This is a genomic window from Nocardioides sp. NPDC000445 (genome assembly GCF_040300245.1).
Classification (GTDB): domain Bacteria; phylum Actinomycetota; class Actinomycetes; order Propionibacteriales; family Nocardioidaceae; genus Nocardioides.
Window position 1 is genome coordinate 91,802 of sequence record NZ_JBEPDH010000001.1, and the last position, 22,335, is coordinate 114,136.

Here is a 22,335-nt window from a genome sequence, read left to right on the forward strand (position 1 = left end):
CGGCTCCGGCGGCTCGACCATCTGTGGGTCGAGCCCAGCACGGTCACAGGCCGAGCTGGCGACGCGCCTCACCCACGGTGACGACGGAGCCGGTGACCAGTACCCGAGCCGGCGTTTCCCCGTCCGGCGAGAGGGCCAAGGCCTCCCTGGTCGCTTCGAGAAGAGCATCGGCGAGGCTGTCGATCTCCAGAACCCGATCAGCGCCGAGGACTCCTCGGGCCGCGGCCGCGGTGTCGGAAGAGGACAGTGAACGCGGACTGCTGTTCCGAGTGCAGATCATCGTCGTCACGACGGGGTCCAGCTCCGCGAGCATGCCCTCGAGGTCCTTGTCGCCCATCGCGGCGACCACGGCGACGGTCGGTCGCGTGCCCAGGTCGGTGAGGCCGGCCGCCAGCGCCCGGGCACCGTCGGGGTTGTGGGCTGCGTCGAGGATCACCGCGGGGGTGCCGGGCAGCACCTCGAGCCGTCCGGGCGAGCGGGCCGAGCCCAGCGCCCGTCGCAGTGCGTCCAGCGGGATCACGTCTCCCAGGAGTGCTTCGATGCTCGCGATCGCGAGTGTCGCGTTGTGCGCCTGGTGGCGGCCGTGAAGCGACAGCGGGATCTCGGGATAGTGACCGGCGAGGCCGTTGACCGAGATGATCTGTCCATCGCCGACGGCTCGTCTGCCACTCAGGCGGAAGTGACGGCCTTCGACCATGAGCCTCGCGAGATGCGCGTCGGCGTGGGCTCGGAGGAGCTGCTCGACCTCTGGGGTCTGCCGAGCCGTGACGGCCAGCGCACCCGGCTTGATGATCCCGGCCTTCTCGGCCGCGATGTCGAGCCTGGTCGGACCCAGGTGGTCGACGTGGTCGAGGCCGATGGGGAGGATCGCCGCGACCGGGGCGTCGATGATGTTGGTCGCGTCCCACATGCCGCCCATGCCGACCTCGACCGCCGCGACGTCGATGCCGGCCGTCGAGAACGCCTGGTAGGCCATGGCGACCGTCATCTCGAAGAACGACAGCGGAGTGGGACCGTCGCGGTCCACCGCCTCGGCCGCTGGCAGGACGTCGCGGTAAGCCTGGACGAAGCCATCCTGCGGGATCGGCCGGCCGCCGATGCTGATCCGTTCCCGGATGTCGGCGAGATGGGGGCTGGTGAACCGGCCGACCGTCGAGCCCAGCTCGAGCAGGATCGCCTCCACCATCCGCGCGGTGCTCGTCTTGCCGTTGGTTCCGGTGATGTGGATCGACCGGTAGTCGCGTTGTGGCCGGCCGAGCGCATCCGTCACCGCCCGGATGCGCTCCAGGGACGGGGCGATCCGGGTCTCGGGCCAGCGGGCGAGGAGTCGCTTCTCCACCTCGTCGATGTCGAGGGCGACGTCGGTGCCGGTCACCGGGGTTCTCCGCCCAGGCGTGCCAGCAGGTCGCGGCGCCAGGTCTCGGTCTCGGCGACCTGGTTGAACGTGAACAGGTGCAGACCGGCGATCGCCGCTTCCGGCCCGTCCAGCTCCGGCGCCGCACGGGTGAGGAACCGTTCCGGTGAGTAGCCGCCGGGGGCGGCGATGCGCGCGAACATGCCCGTGTTCTTGGCGAGGAACCTCGTCGACTCCCCCACCCCGATCTTGGTCGCCATGGAGAGGAGCTTGGCCCGCTCGACCGGGCCGGGCAGGCCGACGATGATCGGGGTCGTGACCCCACGGGCGCGCACGCGGCGTACCCAGTCGGTGAGGGCCCTGTCGTCGAAGGTGAGGTTGCTGACGATCTCGGTGGCGTGGTGGCGCTTGTCCCACATCGCCTGCACGAGGCGGTCGTGGATGATCGTCGGATGGTCCTCGGGGTAGCCGGCGACACCGACGTGCCTGAACGGGTCGCCGAGATCGACCAGCGCCTCGAGGAGCTCCAGCGCACCGGGGAACGCGCCGGGACGCTCCGCGTCGCCGGCAGGTACGAAGACCTTGTCGATGCGGGCTGCCTTCAGCCGAGCAGTGATCTCGGCGAGCTCGGCCCGGCTCGAGACCATGCGGGCGGCCAGGTGGGGCACGACGTCGTAGCCGTGCTCGGCGAGCCGGATCGACAGGTCCACCGTCTGCTCCAGGCCCTTGGCCGGCGAGGCGGTCACCGTGAGCGTTTGGCCGGCGGGAAGGGAGCTCGTGACGACGTCCTCGATCGAGGCGGTGGGAAGGACCTCGTAGCGAGCGTCGAGCAGCAGCCTCCGGACGGTCGCAGCGGCCGAGCGACGGCTCATCGCTGCCCTGCCCGGACCGGTCCGGCCGCGACCGCGGTCCCCCGCAGGCGGGCAGCCACCCGAGAGGCGGCGGCGGCGCCGGAGACCGAGTGGACGCGTACGCCCCACGCCCCGCCGGCAGCGGCGATGGCGGCCACGGCGTCGGACGCCTCGTCCCGGTCCGCGGCGATGTCCGGGGCCCGCCGTCCGTACGCGGCGGCCTCGGCGAGGAACCGCTTGCGGGACGCCCCGACGAGCACGGGGAACCCGAGGTCGCGCAGCGCCGGGAGGGCCGCGAGCAGCTCCCAGGACTGGGCGGCGTTCTTCGCGAACCCGAGACCGGGGTCGAGGACGACGCGCTCAGGACGTACGCCGGCGGCGAGTGCGGAGTCGACCCGGCCGCGGAGCTCGGCGCAGACGTCGTCGACGACCGAGTCGTAGAAGCAGAAGTCGTCCATCCGCATGGAGTGGGCGCGCCAGTGCATGAGTACGCAGGTGACCTCCGCCTCGGCCAGGAAGGGCAGCATCCTGGGATCGGCGAGCCCGCCGGACACGTCGTTCACGATGACGGCCCCGGCCTCGACGGCTCGCTGGGCGACCGAGGCGCGCATGGTGTCGACCGAGACCGGCAGCCCCTCCCGGGCCAGGGCCTCGACCACCGGGATCACGCGGGCGATCTCCTCGGCCGCGCTGACCCGCTGGGCACCGGGCCGGGTGGACTCGCCGCCGACGTCGAGGAGATCGGCGCCGTCACGGATGAGCTCGAGGCCCCTGCGTACGGCGGCGTCGACCTCGAGGAACCGGCCGCCGTCGGAGAACGAGTCGGGGGTGACGTTGATGATGCCCATCACCTGGCAGCGCAGATCTGCCTCGGTGAGCAGCGTGGCACTCATGTCAGAGCCCCGGCGATAGCCTCCCTGGCAGCCAGCTGCTGTTCGGCGATCTCGACGATGTTGGTCAGCAGCATGGCCCGGGTCATCGGTCCGACGCCGCCGGTGGCACCGCTCATCTTGCCCGCGACGACGTCCACGTTCGGATCGACGTCGCCCAGGATGCCTTCGATGGTGCGCGTGATCCCGACGGACAGGACCGTGGCGCCGGGACTGACCCAGTCGGGCTTGACCAGGTGAGCCACACCCGCCGCCGCGACGATGACGTCCGAGGCCCGGGCGTGGGCGGCGACGTCACGGGTCTCGATGTTGCACAGCGTGACGGTGGCGTGCTCGGTGGGTCGGGTGAGCATGAGCCCGAGCGGCCGGCCGACGGTCAGCCCGCAGCCGATGACACAGAACCGCTGTCCGGTGATCGGCACGTCGTGCTGCCTCAGGAGCTCGATGATCCCCCGTGGCGTGCACGGCAGCGGAGCTGGAGTGCCGAGCACCAGCTTGCCGAGGTTCGTGGGGTGAAGCCCGTCGGCGTCCTTGTCCGGGTCGATGAGCTCCAGGACCCGGTGGGTGTCGACGTGGGGCGGCAGGGGCAGCTGGACGATGAAGCCGGTGCAGGTCGGATCCTCGTTGAGCTGCTGCACCGCTGCCTCGATCTCGGCCTGCGATGCGCTCGCGGGGAGCTCGATCCGGATCGAGGCGATGCCCACCTCGGCGCAGTCGCGGTGCTTGCCCGCGACGTAGGAGCGGGAGCCGGGGTCGTCACCGACCAGGATGGTGCCGAGGCCGGGGTCGATCCCGGCCTCGTGCAGTGCCTTCACCCGCACGGCGAGCGCGGTCTTCAGATCAGCAGCGACGCGCTTGCCGTCGATCTTTGCAGCGGTGGTCATGCACTTCTCCTTCTCGCGAGACCCGTGACGTCAGCATTCGATGACGTTGACGGCGAGGCCTCCGCGGGAGGTCTCCTTGTACTTGATCTTCATGTCGGCTCCGGTCTCGCGCATGGTCTTGATCGCGGCGTCGAGAGAGACCCGGTGGCTGCCGTCGCCGCGGGCGGCGATGCGGGCGGCGTTGATGGCCTTGTTGCTGGCGATGGCGTTGCGTTCGATGCAGGGAATCTGCACCAGGCCGCCGACGGGGTCGCAGGTGAGCCCGAGGTTGTGCTCGATGCCGATCTCGGCCGCGTTCTCGACCTGTTCCGGGGTGCCGCCGAGCACTTCGCACAGGGCTCCGGCAGCCATGGCGCAGGCCGAGCCGACCTCGCCCTGACAGCCAACCTCGGCCCCGGAGATCGACGCGTTGATCTTGAACAGGATCCCGACCGCGGCGGCGGCGAGGAGGAACCGCACGATCCCGTCCTCGTCCGCGCTGGGCACGAACTTCTCGTAGTAGTGGAGTACGGCCGGGACGATGCCCGCCGCGCCGTTGGTCGGCGCGGTCACGATCCGCCCGCCCGACGCGTTCTCCTCGTTGACGGCGAGGGCGAAGAGGTTGACCCAGTCCATCGCTCTGAGCGGGTCCGTCTCGTCCGTCGATGCCTGGAGGTGGGTGTAGAGACCGGGGGCACGCCGCGGAACCTTCAACCCGCCGGGCAGGGTGGGGTCGGTGCGGGTGCAGCCGTTGTGCACGCATTCCTGCATGACCGACCAGATGTGCAGCAGCTCGCCGCGCACCTCCTCCTCCGTACGCCACGCCAGCTCGTTGGCCATCATGATGTCGCTGATCCGCTTGCCCGACTCGGCGCAGACCGCGAGCAGCTCCGCCCCGGTGGTGAACGGGTACGGGATCGGGGTCGCGTCCTCGACGATCCGATCGGCGCCGGCCGCCTGCTCGTCCACGACGAAACCGCCGCCGACCGAGTAGTAGGTGCTCTCCAGGAGCACCTTCGTGTCGGCGTCCAACGCGCGGAAGATCATGCCGTTCGGGTGCGCGGGAAGGGTCTTGGTGCGGTGCATGACGACGTCGTCGGCGCCGAACTCGATGTCCCGGGCGCCGGCGAGCCTCAGCCGTCCAGTGGCGCGGACCTCGGCCACGCGAGCGTCGGCGTTGTCGGTGTCGACCGTTTCGGGCCGGTTGCCCTCGAGACCGAGGATGACCGCCTTGTCCGAGCCATGGCCGTGGCCGGTGGCACCCAAGGAGCCGAACAGCTCCACTTCGGCCCGGGCGACGGCGTCGAGCAGTGAACCCGCCTTCAGGGCATCGGTGAACTGCACCGCCGCACGCATCGGGCCGACCGTGTGGGACGACGACGGCCCGATGCCGACGGAGAACATGTCGAAGACGCTGAGCGCCATCAGCCAGATCCCAGGCGTCGGATCGAGCTTGTCGAGATCACTTTGAACTCGGCCATGGCGTCGATCAGCCAACGGCCCAGGTAGTCGGCGTACGAGGCACGCGGCAGGATCCGGTAGGAGTCCGTGTCGACCTTCCAGAGGATCACCGGAACGCGTCCGATGGTGCTGGCGACCGCCGTGCCCGGCGTGAAGGCCCTCGGGTGGAGGTCGAGCGGACAGCCCTTCTCGAGGACCGCCTGCGCGGAAGGTCCCTCGAGCCGGAAGGTGGTGCGGTTGGCCGACAGGTCGACGACCGCGGCACCGCCTCCCGTGACGCCTGCGCGGAGGTAGGACACCAGGGTGGAACCGGCCACGCTCTGCGAGATGACCAGGAACTCGTCGGGCGAGAGCCACAGCACCACCACGTCGTGGCCGGTGGCGACCTCGCCGCACCGGGCGGGAAGCTCGGCGCCGAGGATCTTGGCCAGGCGCTCCCGGTCGGGCGAGCCGACCGGCACCCGCAGACCCACCATGGTGAGGAACTGCTCCTCACGCACGCGCACCCCGAGCGCTCCGGTGACGCCGGCGTCGACGAAGGCGCCGTGCAGGTGCTGGGCCGGGCTGACGCGCAGAGCCGAGATCTTCCTGTCGAGCGGCTCGATCGTGGTCTCAACCATCGCGGCGGGTTCCTTCCGGGTCGTAGAGGACGGTTTCAGCGACGACGACGTCGACCAGTCGGTCACCGACCGGCGCGACGAGGGTCTGGCCGATGCGGTTGCGGCCATCCTTGATGAGTGCCAGGGCGAACGATCGCCCGAGCGCGGCACTGTGGTAGCTCGAGGTCACGTGCCCGAGCATCGGCACCGGTCCCTCGGCCGGGGTGATCGGCGTACCTGATGCGACCAGCTGGGTGCCCTCGGGCAACCGGAACGACTTGTCGACGGGCAGCACCGAGACGAGGTGCTTGCGGTCGGTGCGTGCGGTGTCGACCCGGTTGTAGGACCGCTTGCCGACGAAGTCCTTCACCTTGGAGACGATCCACTCCATGCCCGCGTCCTGGGGAGTGACCGTGCCGTCGGTGTCCTGGCCGACGATCGGGTAGCCCTTCTCGGCGCGCAGCACGTGCATGGTCTCGGTGCCGTACGGGGTGATCGCCCACTCCTGGCCGGCGGCGTGGATCTCTTCCCACACGCGCTGCCCGAACCAGGTCTCGACGTTGACCTCGAAGGCGAGCTCTCCGGAGAACGAGATCCGGCACACCCGCGCCGGGATGCCCGAGGCGAGCGTCGTCTCGCGGAACGTCATGAACGGGAACGCCTCGCTGCTGACGTCGAGGTCCGGAGCGATCCTGGCGATCACCTCGCGGGACTTCGGGCCGACGACGGCGACCGTGGCCCACTGCTCGGTCACCGAGGTGAAGGTGACGTCCAGGGTCGGCCACTCGGTCTGGTGCCACTCCTCGAGCCAGTCGAGGACCTTGGCGGCGCCGCCGGTGGTCGTCGTCATGAAGTAGCGACCCTCGTCGATGCGGAGCGTGACGCCGTCGTCGAAGATCATCCCGTCGGGCGTGCACATGACGCCGTAGCGCGCGGATCCGGGGGCGAGCTTCTTGAAGGCGTTGGTGTAGATCCGGTTGAGGAACTCACCGGCGTCACTCCCCCACACCTCGATCTTGCCCAGGGTGGTCGCGTCCATCATGCCGACGGACTCGCGGACGGCGGCGCACTCGCGGAGAACGGCCTCGTCCAGGGACTCGCCGTTCTGCGGGTAGTACCACGGCCGCAGCCACTGGCCCACGATCTCCATCTCGGCGCCGTGCGCGACGTGCCAGGGATGGATCGACGTCAGCCGGGCCGGGTCGAACAGGTCACCCCGCTCGCGGCCGGCAAGGGCGACGAACGGGACCGGAGCGTACGGAGCACGGTACGTGGTGGTGCCGATCTCGCCGGGGCTGCGACCGTCGTTGAGCGCGGCGGCGATGACGCCGATGGCGTTCACCCCGGAGGTCTTGCCCTGGTCGTTGGCGGTGCTGATCGAGGTGTAGCGCTTGATGTGCTCGACGCTGCGCATGCCGGCCCCGGTCGCCCGCAGTACGTCGTGCACGGTCTGGTCGCGCTGGAAGTCCACGAAGTGGTCGACCAGGTCGTCGAGTGGAACGGAGGCCTCGGCGGCGAGCCACAGAGGGCGAGTCGTGCCGTCACCTGTCGCCGCAGGAAGCGGCCCGGTCGGAGCCTCGGCCTCGCCGATGAAACCGGTGGCGAGGAGCGCGGTCGCTGCCGCATGCCGCCCCTCGGCGAGACACGCATCGAGGGTGTAGCTGCCCCGGGCCGATCCCACGATCTGCTGACCGGTGACCTCGCCGTCGGGGACGAACCCGGCCAGATCCTCGTCCCAGCGGACCTTGCCCTGCCGCTGGCTGTGCAGATGGACCACCGGGCTCCAGCCACCGGCGACGGCGACGACGTCGCAGGCGATCTCTCGCCGCTCGCCGACCGCGGCGCCGTCGGCGTCGATCGCCGACACCGTCGCGGCGGTGACCCGCGGGTCACCGTCGGTGTCGAGGACCGCGGAGCCGAGGACGACCTCGATGCCTGCCGCCGCGGCGCGACGGGCGGCCTCGGACTGCTCTGGGCGGGCGTCGACGACGGCCGCCACGGCGATCCCGGCCCCGGTCAGGTCGGCGGCGACCTCGTAGGCACTGTCGTTTGTGGTGGCGAGCAGCACGTTGGAGCCTGCGGCCACGCCGTACCGGTTCAGGTAGGTGCGGACCGCGGAGGCGAGCATCACGCCGGGGCGGTCGTTGTTGCCGAACACCAGGGGGCGCTCGTGCGCGCCGGTCGCGATGACGACCTGCTGCGCCCGGATGTGCCAGAGGCGCTGGCGGGACACACCGGTGAGCGCCTCCTTGGCGGAGTCGTCGAGGTGGTCCAGCCGGCTCTCGAGCGCGATCACGTAGTTGGCGTCGTAGCTGCCGAAGGCGTTGGTCCTGGTGAGCACCGTGACCTCGGGGGCAGCCGCGAGCTCCTCGGTGACGCCGCCGAGCCAGGCGTCGGTGTCCACGCCGTCGATGCTGAGACCGCGTGTGGAGAGAAGGGATCCGCCGAGCTCGGGCTGGTCGTCGATGAGGATCACCCGGGCTCCGGATGCGGCGGCGGTGCGGGCCGCGCTGAGCCCGGTCGGACCGGCTCCGATGACGAGGACGTCGGTGTGGACGTACTTCTTGTCGTAGATCGCGGTGTCGTCGGCGGGGTCGAGGTCACCGAGGCCGCTGAGGTAGTCGGCCTCGATCCCGTCGACGAGCTCGACGATCGTGGCCGGCAGCATCGACTCGGTCACCGAGTCGCCGGGACGCCTCAGCTTGACCAGCGCGTTGGGCTCCTCGAGACCGGCGGCGAGGACGCCGCGGGGACGCTCCCGGTACAGCGAGGGGCCGCACTCGAGCACGCCGTTGGCGATCAGCGCCGAGGCGAGGGTGTCACCGGCGTGGCCGGCGTACTCCCGCCCGTCGACGCTGAAGGCAAGACGGGTGGATCGGTCGATTCGGCCGCCGTCTGCGAGGCGGTGCGACGTCGTGCTCACTGCGGGCCTCCATCCAGGGTGGGACGCGGTTCGCCGGCCTGGTAGACGGCGGCGATGCGGTAGGTGACGGTGTCGCGAAGAACGTTGAACCACTTGCGGCAGCCGGAGCTGTGGACCCAGCGCTCGGCGAAGATGCCCTTGGTGTTCTCGCGGTAGAACAGGTAGCGACCCCACTCCTCGTCACTAAGGGCGCTCGGGTCCTCCGGGTAGGGGACGTGGGCCTGGCCGCCGTAGTGGAACTCGGTCTCGTCGCGGGACCCGCAGTTGGGGCAGCTGATGAGAATCATCGTCGGCTCCTTTCAGTGGGCGACGGCGGCTGCGCCGTGCTCGTCGATGAGGGCACCGGTGCTGAATCGCTCCAGCGCGAACGGTGCGTTGTACTCGTGGGGCTCGTCGTGGGCGATCGTGTGCGCCATCGTCCAGCCGGCGCCCGGCGTGCCCTTGAACCCACCGGTCCCCCAGCCACAGTTCACGTAGAGCTGGTCGATCGGCGTCTTGCTCACGACCGGGGAGGCGTCTGGCGTGACGTCGACGATGCCGCCCCAGGTCCTGAGCAGATGCGCACGGGCGAAGATCGGGAACAGCTCCACGGCGGCCGCCATCTGCTCCTCGATCACGTGGAACCCGCCGCGCTGCCCGTAGCCGTTGTACGCATCGACGCCCGCGCCCATGACCAGCTCGCCCTTGTGGGCCTGGGAGACGTAGACGTGGACGTGGTTCGACATCACAACGGTGGGATGGACCGGCTGATGGAGCTCGGAGACGAGCGCCTGGAGCGGGTGCGACTGGATCGGCAGGTCGAAGCCCGCCATCTCGGCGAGGACGCTGGAGTGCCCGGCCGCGCACAGCGCGACCTTGCCGGCCGCGATGGTGCCGCGGCTGGTCTGCACACCGACCACCCGGTTGCCGTCCTTGACGATGCCGGTCACCTCGCAGTCCTGGATCAGGTCGACCCCGAGCTCGTCTGCCTTGCGGGCGAACGCCCAGGCGACGTGGTCGTGCTTGGCGATGCCCGCGCGGGGCTGGTAGGTCGCGCCGAGGACCGGGTAACGGATGTTGTCGCTGACGTTGATGATCGGGCAGGCCTCCTTCACCTGGTCGGCGTCGAGCCACTCCGCGTCGATCCCGTTGAGGCGGTTGGCCTCGCAGCGCCGCACCGAGTCGCGTACGTCCTGCAGCGTGTGGGCGAGGTTGAGCACGCCGCGCTGGCTGAACAGGAAGTCGTAGTCGAGCTCCTCGGGGAGCACCTCCCACTGCTTGAGGGAGTGCTCGTAGATCGCCGCGGACTCGTCCCACAGGTAGTTGGACCGGATGATCGTCGTGTTCCGGGCCATGTTGCCGCCCGCGAGCCAGCCCCGCTCGAGGACGGCGACGTTGGTGATGCCGTGGTTCTTCGCCAGGTAGTACGCCGTCGCCAGGCCGTGTCCGCCGCCGCCGATGATGACGACGTCGTAGGAGGACTTGGGCTCCGGGTTGCGCCAGAGGAAGTCGGGGTGCTCGGGCAGCAGGTCTGCCATCACTCGGCTCCGTTCGACTCGATGAGGTGGGGGTAGAGCGGGTGCTTCTCGGCGAGGTTCGTGACGCGGCTGCGCAGCGCGTCGGCCGTCTCGTCGGTGAAGTCGTCCTTCAGCGCGGCCGCGATGATGTCGGCCACCTCGCTGAAGTCGGTGTCGCCGAAGCCACGGGTGGCGAGGGCCGGCGTGCCGATCCGCAGGCCGGAGGAGACCATCGGCGGACGCGGGTCGAAGGGCACCGCGTTGCGGTTGACGGTGATGCCGATGCGGTGGAGCCGGTCCTCGCCCTCCTGGCCGTTGAGCTCGGAGTCGCGCAGGTCGACCAGCACCAGGTGGACGTCCGTGCCCCCGCTGACCACCGAGACTCCCGCGGCCGCGACGTCGTCGGCGAGCAGCCGCTCGGCGATGATGCGGGCACCGCGCAGCGTACGCTCCTGGCGCTCGCGGAACTCGGGCTCCGCGGCGACCTTGAAGGCGACCGCCTTGCCGGCGATGACGTGCTCGAGCGGCCCGCCCTGCTGGCCGGGGAAGACCGAGGAGTTGATCTTCTTGGCGATGGCGGGGTCGTTGGTGAGGATGACGCCACCGCGCGGGCCACCCAGGGTCTTGTGCGTGGTCGAGGTGACGACGTCGGCGAAGGGCACCGGGTTCGGGTGGAGGCCGGTCGCGACCAGGCCGGCGAAGTGCGCCATGTCGACCATGAGGCGGGCGCCGACCAGGTCCGCGATCCGGCGGAACTCCGCGAAGTCGAGCTGCCGGGGGTAGGCGGACCAGCCGGCGACGATCAGCTTGGGCCGGTGCTCGAGGGCCAGGCGCTCGACCTCGGCCATGTCGATCAGGAAGTCCTCGCGGCTGACCTCGTACGGCACGACCTGGTAGAGGCGCCCGGAGAAGTTGAGCTTCATGCCGTGGGTGAGGTGACCGCCGTGGGCCAGCGAGAGGCCGAGGATGGTGTCGCCCGGCTCGAGGAGGGCGAACATCGCGGCGGCGTTGGCCTGGGCACCCGAGTGCGGCTGCACGTTGGCGTACTCCGCGGAGAAGAGCGCCTTGAGGCGGTCGATGGCGAGCTGCTCGATGACGTCGACGTGCTCGCAGCCGCCGTAGTAGCGACGGCCGGGGTAGCCCTCGGCGTACTTGTTGGTGAGGACCGAACCCTGAGCCTCCATGACGGCGGCGGGAGCGAAGTTCTCCGAGGCGATCATCTCCAGCGTCGTCTGCTGGCGGCTCAGCTCGGCGTCGATCTGCGCGCTGACCTCGGGGTCGAGGTCTGCGAGCGAGGCGGTCAAGACGTCAACCACGATGAACTCCCAAACTCTTGAAGTACGATTGATATATCAGTTCGGGATCAACAGTATGCTGGGTAGCGAACACCTGTCAACGGCCCAGATCAGAAAGCGGTGACTTGGTATGACCGACGTTCAGGCGCCCGCCCGGCCGGCGATCGGCGCAACGATCTCGCTGGCGCACGCGGCCTACGAGCGCATCCGGGACCGGCTGATCATGCTCGACATCAGGCCCGGCGAGCCGATCAACGACGGCCGGCTCGCGGACTCGCTCGGCTTCGGCCGTACGCCGGTGCGCGAGGCCCTCAAACGCCTGGAGACCGATCATCTGGTCGTCTCCTACCCGCGCCGCGGCACGTTCGCGACGCCGGTCGACGTCACCGAGCTGGGCGCCATCTCCGACCTGCGCCAGCAGCTCGAGCCGTTCGCCGCCCACCGCGCGGCGACCGCCGCGACCGACCAGATGCGGGCCGAGCTGCGCGCCATGGCCGAGCGGGTTCGCGGTCTCGATCCGTCGGGCGACGACCGGCCCACCCTGATGCGGCTCGACATCTCGGTGCACCGGATGATCTACCGCGCCACGGGCAACAGGCACCTCGAGGACGTCCTGGTCCGCTACGACAACCTGGCGACCCGGATCTGGTGCCTGGTCGTGGACAAGCTCCCGGACCTGGCATCCCACATCTCCGAGCACGCCACGCTCCTGGAGGCGATCGCCGACGGCGACGCCGAACGCGCCGAGCGGCTGACCCGCGAGCACATCGACGGCTTCGCGACCGAGATCCGCCGCGTTCTCTGAACGCAGGATTCTCGCGGGGCTCGAACCACGGATCGCCCATCCGCACCCCAAGCGCCTCAGCCTCGTCCAAGCGCGAGACCACACCCGGCGTTGTTCGACAACGCGATCACCGGCTCGCGGGCCGGCCGCGGATCAAGCACCCGCTCGACCGAGACGAACGTGCATCGAACGTCGACGAGTGCGATCGGCGTACGCCGCGCTGCCGCTACCTCTCCTCGACCCGGAGAGCTGGTCGCCGGCCATGGGCGCCGGCTTCCGGTCGAGAGTGGTGCCCCAGAGATAGGTGACCGCCGTGGGTTGAGGCACCTGCCGGGGAGGGTGTCTAGGCCGTCACCGCTTCTTCACCTGCAGCGTGGCGAACACGTCGTTCGCCAGCTTCGCGCACTTCTGCTCTGAGTAGAACTCGCCTCGACACTCGATGACCGTCTTGATGCCCGCTGCCTCGTTGCCGCCCTTGCGCATGACAACTCCGATGTACTCCCACCGCCACTGGAGGATCTTGTTGGGGTTCTTCTTCAACCCAGACTTCATGCCCGAGGCGATGACGTCGTAGACCACACCGTCCTTGGTGATCGACGGCTTCTGAGTCACCGGGCCTCCGCCCTCCTGGATGTCCAAGGCGATCTTGGCGACCTCGCGACGCATGTAGTCGACGTCGAGGTCATTGCCCTCGGCGTGCGGGTCGTAACTGTCGATCTCCAGACTGACCGTCGCCTTGCTCTTACGCCGGTCGGGATCGCTGTCGTCATAGACGAGGGCCGCACTCTTGGAAGTCCGTTCGTCCAAGGCTCCTGCCGGCATCACCGCCATGTCCTCGCCCTCCGGCACCGCAGTCCACCCCTTGCCCGGCAGCCTGACGGCGGCTGACTTGTAGGAGATCGTGGACACCGGCGGCCAAACGTCGGGCGTGGGCGACCCCGACGGCCCCCGAGAACAGGGCACCGACCAGGACAGACATCCCTCCTCGGACGGACTACTCGACGGACTACTCGTCGGCTCGGCCTTACCGGCCGCTGCCCCTTCGCCCCCTTGGCATGCCGTCGCGAACAAGGAGAGCGCGACGATCACCGTCGCTACACGCCAGAACCTGAACTCGGTCACCCGATTGACCCCTTCACAAGCGCTCATGTAAGTAAAGCCGATTCAATCCGGGCCCGAGCCGGGGGTCAAGAACCGGCTGACACAGAGCCGGCCCGGCGCCGGGCACCCACACTGCGGCCTGCTCATCCCGCGCCAGTCGCGGTACCCCTCGCTGGTGTCCTTGCTCAGCGGCCCATCCCTCGGACGCGTCTCCGGCGAGCTCGAACAACAATTGTCATCCAACAGGCGACAGATGTTGTACGAGAGATTCGCGTGCGGCCAGCGCGCCAGCCAGCACTTGTCATGAGTACCGAGACAAATGTTGCCACCGTTGCGGCGATGCGAGATCGGGCGCCGGCCCACCCGGCCGGCGCCCGATCTCGACCCGTCGGGTCAGCCGCGCAGGCGGCTCATCGTGGGGTCGAAGAGCGGCTCCGGGGTGACCGTCGCCGCGATCCGCTGGCCGAAGTACTCGATCTCGACTTGGTCGCCCTCGCCGATCTCCGCCGGCAGGTAGGCGTAGGCGATCGGCTTGCCAATCGTGAAGCCGTACGCCGCGCTGGTGACGTACCCGACCGCCGTCTCGCCCGACAGCACAGGCTCCTTGCCGAGCACCATGGACTTGCCGTCGTCGATGGTGAGGCAGCGCAGCCGGCGAGCCGAGGTCTCCACCGAGCGACCCTGGAGGGCCGCCTTGCCGACGAAGTCCTCCTTGGCGGACTTCACCGCGAAGCCGACGCCCGCCTCGTACGGGTCGTGTTCGGTGGTCATGTCGGCACCCCAGGACCGGTAGCCCTTCTCCAGCCGGAGCGCGCCGAACGCGGCCCGCCCGGCGGCAATGACACCGTGCTCCTGGCCGGCGTTCCACAGCACGTCCCACAGCTTCTGGCCATTCTCGGCGGAGGCGTAGATCTCCCAGCCGAGCTCGCCGACGTAGGACAGGCGCAGGGCGGTGACGGGGATCCCGCCGATGGAGGCCCGCTTGCCGCGGAAGTACTTCAGACCGTCGTTGGTGAAGTCGTCCGTGCTGACTTTGGCGATCAGGTCCCTGGCCAGCGGCCCCCACAGCCCGATGCAGCAGGTGCCGCCGGTGATGTCGCGGACATGGGCGGCGAGCGCGGGGTTCTCGGAACGCAGCTTGCGCGCCTCCCGCCGCAGGTACGCCAGGTCGACCGTGCCGTTGGCGCCGACCTGATAGAGCTCGTCCTCGAGCCGGGCGACGGTGATGTCGCTCTTGATCCCGCCCTGCTCGTCCAGGAACAGGGTGTAGGTCACCGCACCGGGCTTCTTGCTGACGTCACCGGTGGTGAGCCGCTGCAGCAGGGTCTCGGCGCCGGGTCCGGAGACCTCGAGGCGGCGCAGTGGCGTCATGTCGTACATGGCGACCGCGGTGCGGGTCTTCCACGCCTCGACGGCCGCGATCGGAGAGTAGTAGCGGGCCGACCAGTCGTCGCGCGTCGGCGACTTCCACTCCTCCGGCAGTTCGTCCAGCAGGGCTGCGTTGGCCTCGTACCAGTGCGGCCGCTCCCAGGTCCCGGCCTCGAGGAAGAAGGCGCCGAGCTCGACCTGACGGGCGTGGAAGGGGCTGACCCGGATGTCACGGGGCGAGTCCTTGGGCTGCAGCGGGTGGAGGATGTCGTAGATCTCGACGAAGTTCTGCTGCGAGGTCTCGCTGACGTACGCCGGAGCCAGCTGCGTCTCCTCGAAGCGGTTGAGCTCGAGGTCGGCGAGGTCGTACTGCGACCGACCGGTGGTCAGCACCTCGGCCACCGCCCGGGCGACCCCGGCGGAGTGGGTCACCCAGACCGCCTCGGCCACCCAGAAGCCGTCGAGTTCGCGGGACTCACCGACGAGCGAGCCGCCGTCGGGCGTGAACGAGAAGATGCCGTTGAACGACGACTCCGCGATCTCCGTCTCCTGGAGGCACGGGAGCAACTTGCGGCACTCGTCCCACGGGCCCTCGAAGTCCTCGGGCGTGAAGTCGAGCCGCGACGGCATGTTGTCGTGGTCGACGTGCTCCGGGGTCGGGCCGAGATCCGAGGCGACGTACGGCATCGGCTTGTGGGCGTACGAGCCGATCCCGTAGGCGTCGCCCCACTCCCGGAAGTAGAGGTCCTGGTCCTGGTGTCGCAGGATCGGCAGGGTCGCGCCGTCGGGCGCCTCGTGCTTGCCGGCCAGGACCGGCACCGACGTGGTCTTGATGAACTGGTGGGCGAGCGGGAGGAGCGGCACGTCGGTGCCCGCCATCTTCCCCACCTCGACACCCCAGAAGCCGGCGCAGGAGACGACGATGTCCGCCTCGACCACGCCGTTCGTCGTCTCGACGCCCGTGACATGACCGCCCTCTTGGAGCACTCCGGTCACCGCGGTGTGCTCGAGGTAGGTGACGCCGGCCGCCTGCGTACGCTCGATGAGCAGGTCGACGGCGCGCGCCGCCCGGGCCAGACCGTCGCTGGGGATGTGCAGACCCGCGAGGACCTGCGACTCGTCGATGTGCGGGTAGAGGCTCTTGCACTCGGCAGGACCGATCACCCGAGCCTCGATCCCCCAGGACTTCGCGTAGCCGAGCTTGCGGTAGAGCTCGGCAACGCGGGCCTCGGTGGTCGCGACCTCGAGGCCACCGACCTGGTTGAAGCAGCTCACCCCGTCCTTCTCCAGGGACAGGAACTTCTCCACGGTGTACTTGGCGAACAGGGTCATCGTCTTCGACGGGTTGATCTGGAAGACGAGACCGGGCGCGTGGGAGGTCGAGCCGCCGGGCAGGCTGAGGGGGCCCTGTTCGATGACCGTGATGTCGGACCACCCGCGTGACACGAGTTCGTCCGCGAGGTTCGTGCCGACGATGCCGGCGCCGATGATGACTGTGCGGGGCGAGGACGTCATGAGCTTCTCCGTGAGGTTCGGGTTGGTGGTCAGCGGAACACGACGGTGCTGGAGCCGTGCATGAAGACGCGGTGCTCGCAGTGCCAGCGGACGGCGCGCGAGAGTGCGAGGCACTCGGCGTCCTGACCGACGGTGGCCAGGGCCTGCGGTGTGTAGGTGTGGTCGACCCGGTTGACCTCCTGCTCGATGATGGGTCCCTCATCGAGGTCAGCGGTGACGTAGTGAGCGGTGGCGCCGACGAGCTTCACGCCACGTTCGTGCGCCTGGTGATAGGGCTTGGCCCCCTTGAAGCCGGGCAGGAACGAGTGGTGGATGTTGATCGCGCGACCCTCGAGCTGGCGGCAGAGGCCGTCCGAGAGGATCTGCATGTAGCGGGCGAGCACGACCAGGTCGACGTCGTACTCCTCGACCAGGTCGAGCATGCGCTGCTCGGCCTGCGGCTTGGTCTCGGGCGTGACCGGGATGTGGATGAACTCCAGTCCGGCCGCCTCCGCCATGGGCCGAAGATCCTCGTGGTTGGACGCGACGACAGCGATCTCGGCCCCCAGTGTCCCCCCGCGCCACCGGAAGATGAGGTCGTTGAGACAGTGGCCGAACTTGGAGACCATGACCAGCAGTCGCGGCTTGCGCTCGTCGTGGAACGCGTACGACATGCCGAACCGGTCCGCGATCGGACCGAACGCGGCGGTGAGCTCATCGACGTCCGCCCCGTCGACGGACGCGAACGCGGTCCGGAGGAAGAACAGCTCCCCCACCCGGTCGTCGTGCTGCTGGTGCTCGAGGATGTCGAACCCGCGGTCGTACAGGAAGCTCGTGACCGCCTGCATGATCCCCGGGCGCTCCTGACAGGACAGCGTCAGCACGTTGGTCGTCGCGGTGGGCGCGGTCGCCACGGACGCAACGGCGGTCGAGCTTGGCGGGCTGATGGTCATGCTGGGCTCCTGGTTGCCGGTAATGATACACAACTCATATATCAGAATGATCGTAGAACGGCTCTCAGACCGCCGTCAAGGGTCTGGCGCCTTGGAACAATGGCTTGAGCACGGTGAGCGAGAGCCGCTGAGCCAGGCGTCAGCCAGACGGGCCAGGGTCGCGGGAGACCTCCGCGATCGGCCGCGAGCCGGCCCTACGCATCAGCAGCGAACACCGATGCCCGGTGAATTCCGGGAGAAACGGCCTTGGATCGAAATGACGAGAGCCGCTGACCTTGGCGTTTTGCCTGGTCAGCGGCCCTTTTCTGGCTCCCCCGGTTGGACTCGAACCAACAACCCTCCGGTTAACAGCCGAATGCTCTGCCAATTGAGCTACAGGGGAATTGCACCTTGCGGCGCGGGTGAAACCTTAGCAACCCGGCGGCGGCGATCGGAAATCGGCAGGCCGTCACTCGGCGACCAGGTTGCGGAGGCCGCGGCGGTGCTGTTCCAGGGCGGCCAGCTGGGCGAAAAGACGGTTGTACGCCTCGGGGTCGGCGGCTGCGTCGGAGCGCTGCAGGCGGCTCTTCACCTCGGCGATGCGGCGCTGGTCGAGGAGCTCGAGGAGGCGTACGACGTACTGCAGGACGTACGCAGCATCCGGCTCCTTCGCGGACGGGATCGGCTCTACCGCGAGCTCGGCGAGGATGCGGCTGACGAGCGGGTCCGAGGCGGCGGCACCCAGCTTCTGGGCCCAGCCGGCGTCGCCGGTGCCGGCACCGGGACCACCGAGACCGGCGATGATCTCCCACAGCGCCCGGTAGAGGGGGTGGGTGAAGGCCTCGGGGGTGATCTCGCCGGTGGTGCGCCCCAGGGCGACAGGGTGCTGCACGAAGAGCTTCAGGGTCTCGCGCTCGACCGTGAAGCGCGGCTCGCGCGGATGGGGCATGGGCGGACGCTGCGGCGCAACGGGAGCCTCGGGAGCGGCGGCGGGCTCGCGCCGCGACGGAGCAGCCGAGGGCGCGGGACGGCCGGCGGCGCGGCGTACCTCTCGGGCCGCGTCGTCGGGATCGACGCCGAGGAAGCGAGCCAGATCGCGGGTGAAGCCCATCTTCTTGGACTCGTCGCGCACGGAGGCCACCAGAGGGGCTGCCTCACGCAGGGCATCGACCCGCCCGTCGGCACGGTCCAGGTCGTACTTGGAGGCGACGTTGCGCAGCACGAACTCGTAGAGCGGGACGCGGTTGGCGAGCAGCTCACGGACCGCCTCGTCGCCCTTCTTGATCCGCAGGTCGTTGGGGTCGAGGCCGTCGGGCTCGACGGCGACGTAGGTCTGCGAGGTGAAGTTGCCGTCGCCCTTGAACGCCTTCAGCGCCGCGGCCTGACCGGCGGCGTCGCCGTCGAAGGTGAACACGACCGCGCCACGCAGCTGCTGGTCGTCGGAGATGAACCGGCGCAGCACCTTCGCGTGGTCGTCGCCGAAAGCGGTGCCGCAGGTCGCCACGGCGGTGGTGATGCCGGCGAGGTGGCAGGCCATCACGTCGGTGTAGCCCTCCACGATCACGGCCTCGCGGGTGCGCGCCATCTCCTTGCGGGCCAGGTCGATCCCGTAGAGGACGTGCGACTTCTTGTAGATCGGCGTCTCGGAGGTGTTGAGGTACTTCGCCTCGATGCGGTCGTCATCGAAGAGGCGGCGGGCACCGAAGCCGATGACGTCGCCACCCGACTCCCGGATCGGCCACATCAGCCGACCGCGGAACCGGTCGTAGTGCGACCGCCCGTGCGCGACCAGGCCGGCGGTGACGACCTCCTCGTCCGAGAACCCGCGCGCACGCAGGTGGCGGTAGAGGTCCTCTCCTCCGCGCGGCGAGAAGCCGACGCCGAAGTGCAGCGCCGCGTCGCGGTCGAAGCCCTTTTCGGCGAGGAACTGCCGCGCGACGACGGCGTCGGGTGTCAGCAGCTGCTCGGCGTAGAACTCGGCGGCGACCTTGTGGGCCTCGACCAGCTTGCCGCGACCGGGGCCGCGCCGCACCGGCGCCTCGTCGCCCTCCTCACGCTGGACCTGCACGCCGACCTTGTCGCCGAGCCGCTCGACCGCCTCGAAAAAACTGAGTCCCTCGAGCTTCATCACGAAGTCGATGACGTCGCCGCCCTCTTGGCAGCCGAAGCACTTGAAGAAGCCCCGCGACGGGTTCACGTTGAACGACGGCGACTTCTCGTCGTGGAACGGGCACAGGCCCTTGTAGGTCCCCGGGCCCGCACGGCGCAGCGTGACGTACTGGGAGACGATGTCGTCCAGGCGTGCCTTCTCGCGCACCTCTTGGATGCTCGTCTCCTTGATGCGGCCCGCCACAACGTCTGATCCTACGGGGCCGTGGATCGGCCTGAGATGCTTGACCTGATGTCCACCACCACACCGGCCCGACCGCCGACCCGACCACGGGCCCGCCGGGCGACTTTCTGGCTCGGTCTCACGATGGTCCTGGCCGGTGTGGGGCTCCTCGGCTACACCGCCTGGGAGCTCTACGGCACCACGATCATCAGCAAGCAACGCCAGCAGGAAGCGACCTCGACGATCGAGAAGGCGTGGGACTCGGGCCGGGCCGAGGCCACGACCGAGTTCGGTGCGGCCGAGGCGCTCATCGAGATCCCCCGCTTCGGCGAGGACTACCGGATCCCGGTCCTCGAAGGCACCTCGGACCGGGCCCTGGGCGCCGGCGTCGGACACTTCTCCGGCACCGCCGGGCCCGGCGAGGTCGGCAACTTCGCGCTCGCCGGCCACCGGATCACCCACGGCGAGCCGCTGCGCGACCTCCCCGAGCTCCGCGAAGGCGACGAGATCCGTGTGCTGACCAGGGAGAAGACGTACGTCTACGCCCTCACCACCGATGGCGACGACCTGATCGTGCCGTTCACATCGGTCTGGGTCACGGACCCGCTTCCCGACAATCCCGACATCGACGGGGCGGAGCCCGAGCAGATCGAGGGCCAGCGGCTGATCACGCTCACCACCTGCTCCGAGCTCTTCCACACCGACTACCGGTTGGTCGCCTTCGGCAGGCTCGTCGCCGAGGAGCCGGCCGGCTGACGGACGGCTAAAGACGGAGCGTACGCCGCGGGCCGAGGTCGGCTCGGTGGTCGGCCCACATCCGCTGCTCGTCCCGTACGCGCGCGACCTCGGCCGGGTCGATCGTGGCGACGACCATCCCAGGAGTGGCGTCATCGAGCCGCTCGACCGGCCGGCCGAGCGGGTCGTAGACCGCGGAGCCGCCGATGAGGCCCAACGGCCCGCCGACGAGACCGGCAAAGGCGACGTACATCGAGTTGTCCAGCGCCCGGGCGGCGTAGTGCAGGTCGCGCCGGTGACCTCCGCCGGGGAAGTAGGCACCGGTGTTGAGGTAGAGGATCGCGCCGTCGGCGGCCGCGGCGGCGGCGTGCTCGGGGAAGTTGGCGTCGTAGCAGACCGACAGGGCCACCCGGACGCCGTCGATCTCGATCGTCGTACCGTGCTGGCCGGGTTCGAAACGTTCGACCTCGGGCGGGTAGAGGTGCTGTTTGTCGTACGCCGCGACCGGCTCCTCCCCCGGCGCGATGACCAGGCTGGTGATCGCCCGTCGTCCGGCCTGGGCGAGGGGCGAGTTGAGCACGAGCACCGCACCGGTCTCGTCCACCGCGGCCTGCGCCGGGGCGAGCCAGGCGGTGTCCTCGAGCGCGGGCAGCGGGCCGTCGAAGGCGTCGAGGTCCCACGACGTCGTGAAGGTCTCCGGCAGCGCGACCAGCCGCGCTCCCTTCGCCGCCGCCTCGCGTACCCGGTCTGCAGCGGTCTCGACGTTGGCGACCAGATCACCTGGAACCGCCATCTCCTGGACGACTGCTACCTGAAGCACCCTGGCGAGCCTACCTGGCGGGATAGTCCAGGGAGTTTCCGTCGCTCTACTGGCCAGTAACCGACGGAAGCTCCCTGGACTATCTCAATAGGCGCCCGACATCACGTTGGCCAGCGGCTCGCCCGCGGCGAACCGCTCGAGCTGCTCGCGTACGACCCGGTAGGCGCGCGGCCACATCGCGCTCGACGCACCACCGACGTGCGGGGTGATGAGCAGGTTGGGCGAGCTCCACAGCGGGCTCTCCGCCGGGAGCGGCTCGGTCTCGGCGACGTCGATCGCCGCGTGGATCCGTTTCGTGGCGAGCTCGGCGACCAGGTCGGAGGTGGCGACGACACCGCCACGGGCGACGTTGACCAGCAGCGCGCCGTCCTTCATCTGCCCCAGGAACTTGCGGTCGACGAGGCCGCGGGTCTCGTCGGTGAGCGGCGTGGCCAGCACGATCACGTCGGCCTCGGGTACGAGCGTGTCGAGCTCGCCGAAGCCGTGGACGCCGTCCCGGGCGGTCCTCGCGACCCCGACCACCTCGGTCTCGAACGGAAGCAGCCGCGCCTCGATGGCGCGGCCGATCGCGCCGTACCCGATGATCAGGACCCGCTTGTCGGCCAGCGAGGGGAACCAGCCCGGCCGCCAGGCGTGCTCGTCCTGGTGGCGTACGTGGCCGGGGATGCCCCGCAGCGACGACAGGATCAGCGTGACGGCGAGCTCGGCTGTCGAGGTGTCGTGGATGCCGCGGCCGTTGCAGAGGGTCACGCCCTCCGGGATGTGGCCGCGGGCGGCGTCGACCCCCGCGGTGAGCAGCTGCACCACCTGGAGCGAGGTCATCTGGCTGACGACGTCGAAGATGCGCGAGCCGAGCATGTAGGGCGGCAGGTAGAAGGCCACCTCGCCGACCGAGTCGGGCACCTCCACCTCGCCACCGGTGAAGCGGGTGTGGTCGAAGAGCTCGAAGCGGAGGCCTGCCGGCACCTTGCCCAGCTCGGACGGGTCGAACGGCAGCCAGACGAGGGGATCGCTCACACCGGAGACTCTCCCATACC

Annotated in this window: 18 protein-coding genes and 1 tRNA gene; 2 read left to right on the plus strand and 17 right to left on the minus strand. The window is 69.5% G+C overall.

Annotated features, from left to right (window positions below; all coding sequences use genetic code 11):
• Positions 1 to 43: 43 nt before the first annotated feature.
• The 10 genes from ABT304_RS00430 to glyA are packed head-to-tail and all read right to left on the minus strand — an operon-like array spanning position 44 to position 11,753.
• On the minus strand, positions 44 to 1,375 hold the full coding sequence (locus tag ABT304_RS00430) for a bifunctional folylpolyglutamate synthase/dihydrofolate synthase (protein WP_350712834.1): 1,332 nt from the start codon (positions 1,373 to 1,375) through the stop codon (positions 44 to 46).
• A complete protein-coding gene (locus tag ABT304_RS00435) occupies positions 1,372 to 2,226 on the minus strand; it encodes a methylenetetrahydrofolate reductase (RefSeq protein WP_350712835.1) in 855 nt (284 codons plus the stop codon). Before ABT304_RS00435 ends, ABT304_RS00430 begins: the two co-directional genes overlap by 4 nt.
• Positions 2,223 to 3,098, minus strand: coding sequence for a dihydropteroate synthase (gene folP / locus ABT304_RS00440; protein ID WP_350712836.1), 876 nt, complete (start codon positions 3,096 to 3,098; stop codon positions 2,223 to 2,225). The genes ABT304_RS00435 and folP overlap by 4 nt, the downstream gene beginning before the upstream one ends.
• On the minus strand, positions 3,095 to 3,979 hold the full coding sequence (locus tag ABT304_RS00445) for a bifunctional methylenetetrahydrofolate dehydrogenase/methenyltetrahydrofolate cyclohydrolase (RefSeq protein ID WP_160028384.1): 885 nt from the start codon (positions 3,977 to 3,979) through the stop codon (positions 3,095 to 3,097). Before ABT304_RS00445 ends, folP begins: the two co-directional genes overlap by 4 nt.
• Before the next feature lie 30 nt (positions 3,980 to 4,009).
• Positions 4,010 to 5,383 carry an L-serine ammonia-lyase gene (locus tag ABT304_RS00450; RefSeq protein WP_350712837.1) on the minus strand — a complete coding sequence of 458 codons (1,374 nt, stop codon included), beginning with the start codon at positions 5,381 to 5,383 and terminating at the stop codon, positions 4,010 to 4,012.
• The gene (locus ABT304_RS00455; RefSeq protein WP_350712838.1) at positions 5,383 to 6,039 is read right to left on the minus strand and encodes a sarcosine oxidase subunit gamma; all 657 of its coding nucleotides are present in this window, start codon (positions 6,037 to 6,039) and stop codon (positions 5,383 to 5,385) included. Before ABT304_RS00455 ends, ABT304_RS00450 begins: the two co-directional genes overlap by 1 nt.
• Positions 6,032 to 8,941, minus strand: a complete 2,910-nt coding sequence (locus ABT304_RS00460; RefSeq protein ID WP_350712839.1) for a sarcosine oxidase subunit alpha family protein — start codon at positions 8,939 to 8,941, stop codon at positions 6,032 to 6,034. Before ABT304_RS00460 ends, ABT304_RS00455 begins: the two co-directional genes overlap by 8 nt.
• Positions 8,938 to 9,228 (minus strand): sarcosine oxidase subunit delta, encoded by a 291-nt coding sequence (locus tag ABT304_RS00465; protein ID WP_160028376.1) that lies wholly within the window; start codon positions 9,226 to 9,228, stop codon positions 8,938 to 8,940. Before ABT304_RS00465 ends, ABT304_RS00460 begins: the two co-directional genes overlap by 4 nt.
• A gap of 12 nt (positions 9,229 to 9,240) precedes the next feature.
• A complete protein-coding gene (locus ABT304_RS00470) occupies positions 9,241 to 10,458 on the minus strand; it encodes a sarcosine oxidase subunit beta family protein (protein WP_350712840.1) in 1,218 nt (405 codons plus the stop codon).
• A complete protein-coding gene (gene glyA, locus ABT304_RS00475; protein ID WP_350712841.1) occupies positions 10,458 to 11,753 on the minus strand; it encodes a serine hydroxymethyltransferase in 1,296 nt (431 codons plus the stop codon). Before glyA ends, ABT304_RS00470 begins: the two co-directional genes overlap by 1 nt.
• Positions 11,754 to 11,862: 109 nt before the next feature.
• Between glyA and ABT304_RS00480 the strand changes: the two genes are divergently transcribed.
• The gene (locus ABT304_RS00480) at positions 11,863 to 12,537 is read left to right on the plus strand and encodes a GntR family transcriptional regulator (protein ID WP_350712842.1); all 675 of its coding nucleotides are present in this window, start codon (positions 11,863 to 11,865) and stop codon (positions 12,535 to 12,537) included.
• A 330-nt stretch (positions 12,538 to 12,867) separates the two neighbouring features.
• Here ABT304_RS00480 and ABT304_RS00485 read toward each other — a convergent pair whose 3' ends face one another.
• From ABT304_RS00485 to dnaG, 5 genes are all read right to left on the minus strand, one after another.
• Positions 12,868 to 13,425 carry a hypothetical protein gene (locus tag ABT304_RS00485; RefSeq protein ID WP_350712843.1) on the minus strand — a complete coding sequence of 186 codons (558 nt, stop codon included), beginning with the start codon at positions 13,423 to 13,425 and terminating at the stop codon, positions 12,868 to 12,870.
• Positions 13,426 to 14,010: 585 nt separating this feature from the next.
• Positions 14,011 to 16,500 (minus strand): GcvT family protein, encoded by a 2,490-nt coding sequence (locus tag ABT304_RS00490; protein WP_350712844.1) that lies wholly within the window; start codon positions 16,498 to 16,500, stop codon positions 14,011 to 14,013.
• Positions 16,501 to 16,529: 29 nt separating this feature from the next.
• Positions 16,530 to 17,432 carry a formyltetrahydrofolate deformylase gene (purU, locus tag ABT304_RS00495; protein WP_350712845.1) on the minus strand — a complete coding sequence of 301 codons (903 nt, stop codon included), beginning with the start codon at positions 17,430 to 17,432 and terminating at the stop codon, positions 16,530 to 16,532.
• Positions 17,433 to 17,738: 306 nt separating this feature from the next.
• A tRNA-Asn gene (locus ABT304_RS00500) sits at positions 17,739 to 17,814 on the minus strand.
• Between the two features lie 66 nt (positions 17,815 to 17,880).
• Positions 17,881 to 19,764 (minus strand): DNA primase, encoded by a 1,884-nt coding sequence (dnaG, locus tag ABT304_RS00505; RefSeq protein ID WP_160028354.1) that lies wholly within the window; start codon positions 19,762 to 19,764, stop codon positions 17,881 to 17,883.
• Between the two features lie 48 nt (positions 19,765 to 19,812).
• On the opposite strand from dnaG, the gene ABT304_RS00510 reads away from it, so the two are divergent.
• Positions 19,813 to 20,499 (plus strand): class E sortase, encoded by a 687-nt coding sequence (locus ABT304_RS00510; protein ID WP_350712846.1) that lies wholly within the window; start codon positions 19,813 to 19,815, stop codon positions 20,497 to 20,499.
• A 7-nt stretch (positions 20,500 to 20,506) separates the two neighbouring features.
• Here the strand turns inward: ABT304_RS00510 and ABT304_RS00515 are convergent, their stop codons facing one another.
• The gene (locus ABT304_RS00515; RefSeq protein WP_350712847.1) at positions 20,507 to 21,298 is read right to left on the minus strand and encodes a carbon-nitrogen hydrolase family protein; all 792 of its coding nucleotides are present in this window, start codon (positions 21,296 to 21,298) and stop codon (positions 20,507 to 20,509) included.
• A gap of 84 nt (positions 21,299 to 21,382) precedes the next feature.
• Entirely contained in the window at positions 21,383 to 22,315 is a 933-nt protein-coding gene (locus ABT304_RS00520; protein ID WP_350712848.1) for a 2-hydroxyacid dehydrogenase, read from the minus strand.
• Between the last annotated feature and the right edge of the window lie 20 nt (positions 22,316 to 22,335).

Bases quoted from the DNA above. Each gene is read 5' to 3' on its own strand.
- ABT304_RS00510 (WP_350712846.1), top strand. From the start codon at position 19,813: ATGTCCACCACCACACCGGCCCGACCGCCGACCCGACCACGGGCCCGC.
- ABT304_RS00435 (WP_350712835.1), bottom strand. From the start codon at position 2,226: ATGAGCCGTCGCTCGGCCGCTGCGACCGTCCGGAGGCTGCTGCTCGAC.
- ABT304_RS00445 (WP_160028384.1), bottom strand. From the start codon at position 3,979: ATGACCACCGCTGCAAAGATCGACGGCAAGCGCGTCGCTGCTGATCTG.
- ABT304_RS00450 (WP_350712837.1), bottom strand. From the start codon at position 5,383: ATGGCGCTCAGCGTCTTCGACATGTTCTCCGTCGGCATCGGGCCGTCG.
- ABT304_RS00480 (WP_350712842.1), top strand. From the start codon at position 11,863: ATGACCGACGTTCAGGCGCCCGCCCGGCCGGCGATCGGCGCAACGATC.
- ABT304_RS00455 (WP_350712838.1), bottom strand. From the start codon at position 6,039: ATGGTTGAGACCACGATCGAGCCGCTCGACAGGAAGATCTCGGCTCTG.
- ABT304_RS00490 (WP_350712844.1), bottom strand. From the start codon at position 16,500: ATGACGTCCTCGCCCCGCACAGTCATCATCGGCGCCGGCATCGTCGGC.
- folP (WP_350712836.1), bottom strand. From the start codon at position 3,098: ATGAGTGCCACGCTGCTCACCGAGGCAGATCTGCGCTGCCAGGTGATG.
- ABT304_RS00470 (WP_350712840.1), bottom strand. From the start codon at position 10,458: ATGGCAGACCTGCTGCCCGAGCACCCCGACTTCCTCTGGCGCAACCCG.
- purU (WP_350712845.1), bottom strand. From the start codon at position 17,432: ATGACCATCAGCCCGCCAAGCTCGACCGCCGTTGCGTCCGTGGCGACC.
- ABT304_RS00465 (WP_160028376.1), bottom strand. From the start codon at position 9,228: ATGATTCTCATCAGCTGCCCCAACTGCGGGTCCCGCGACGAGACCGAG.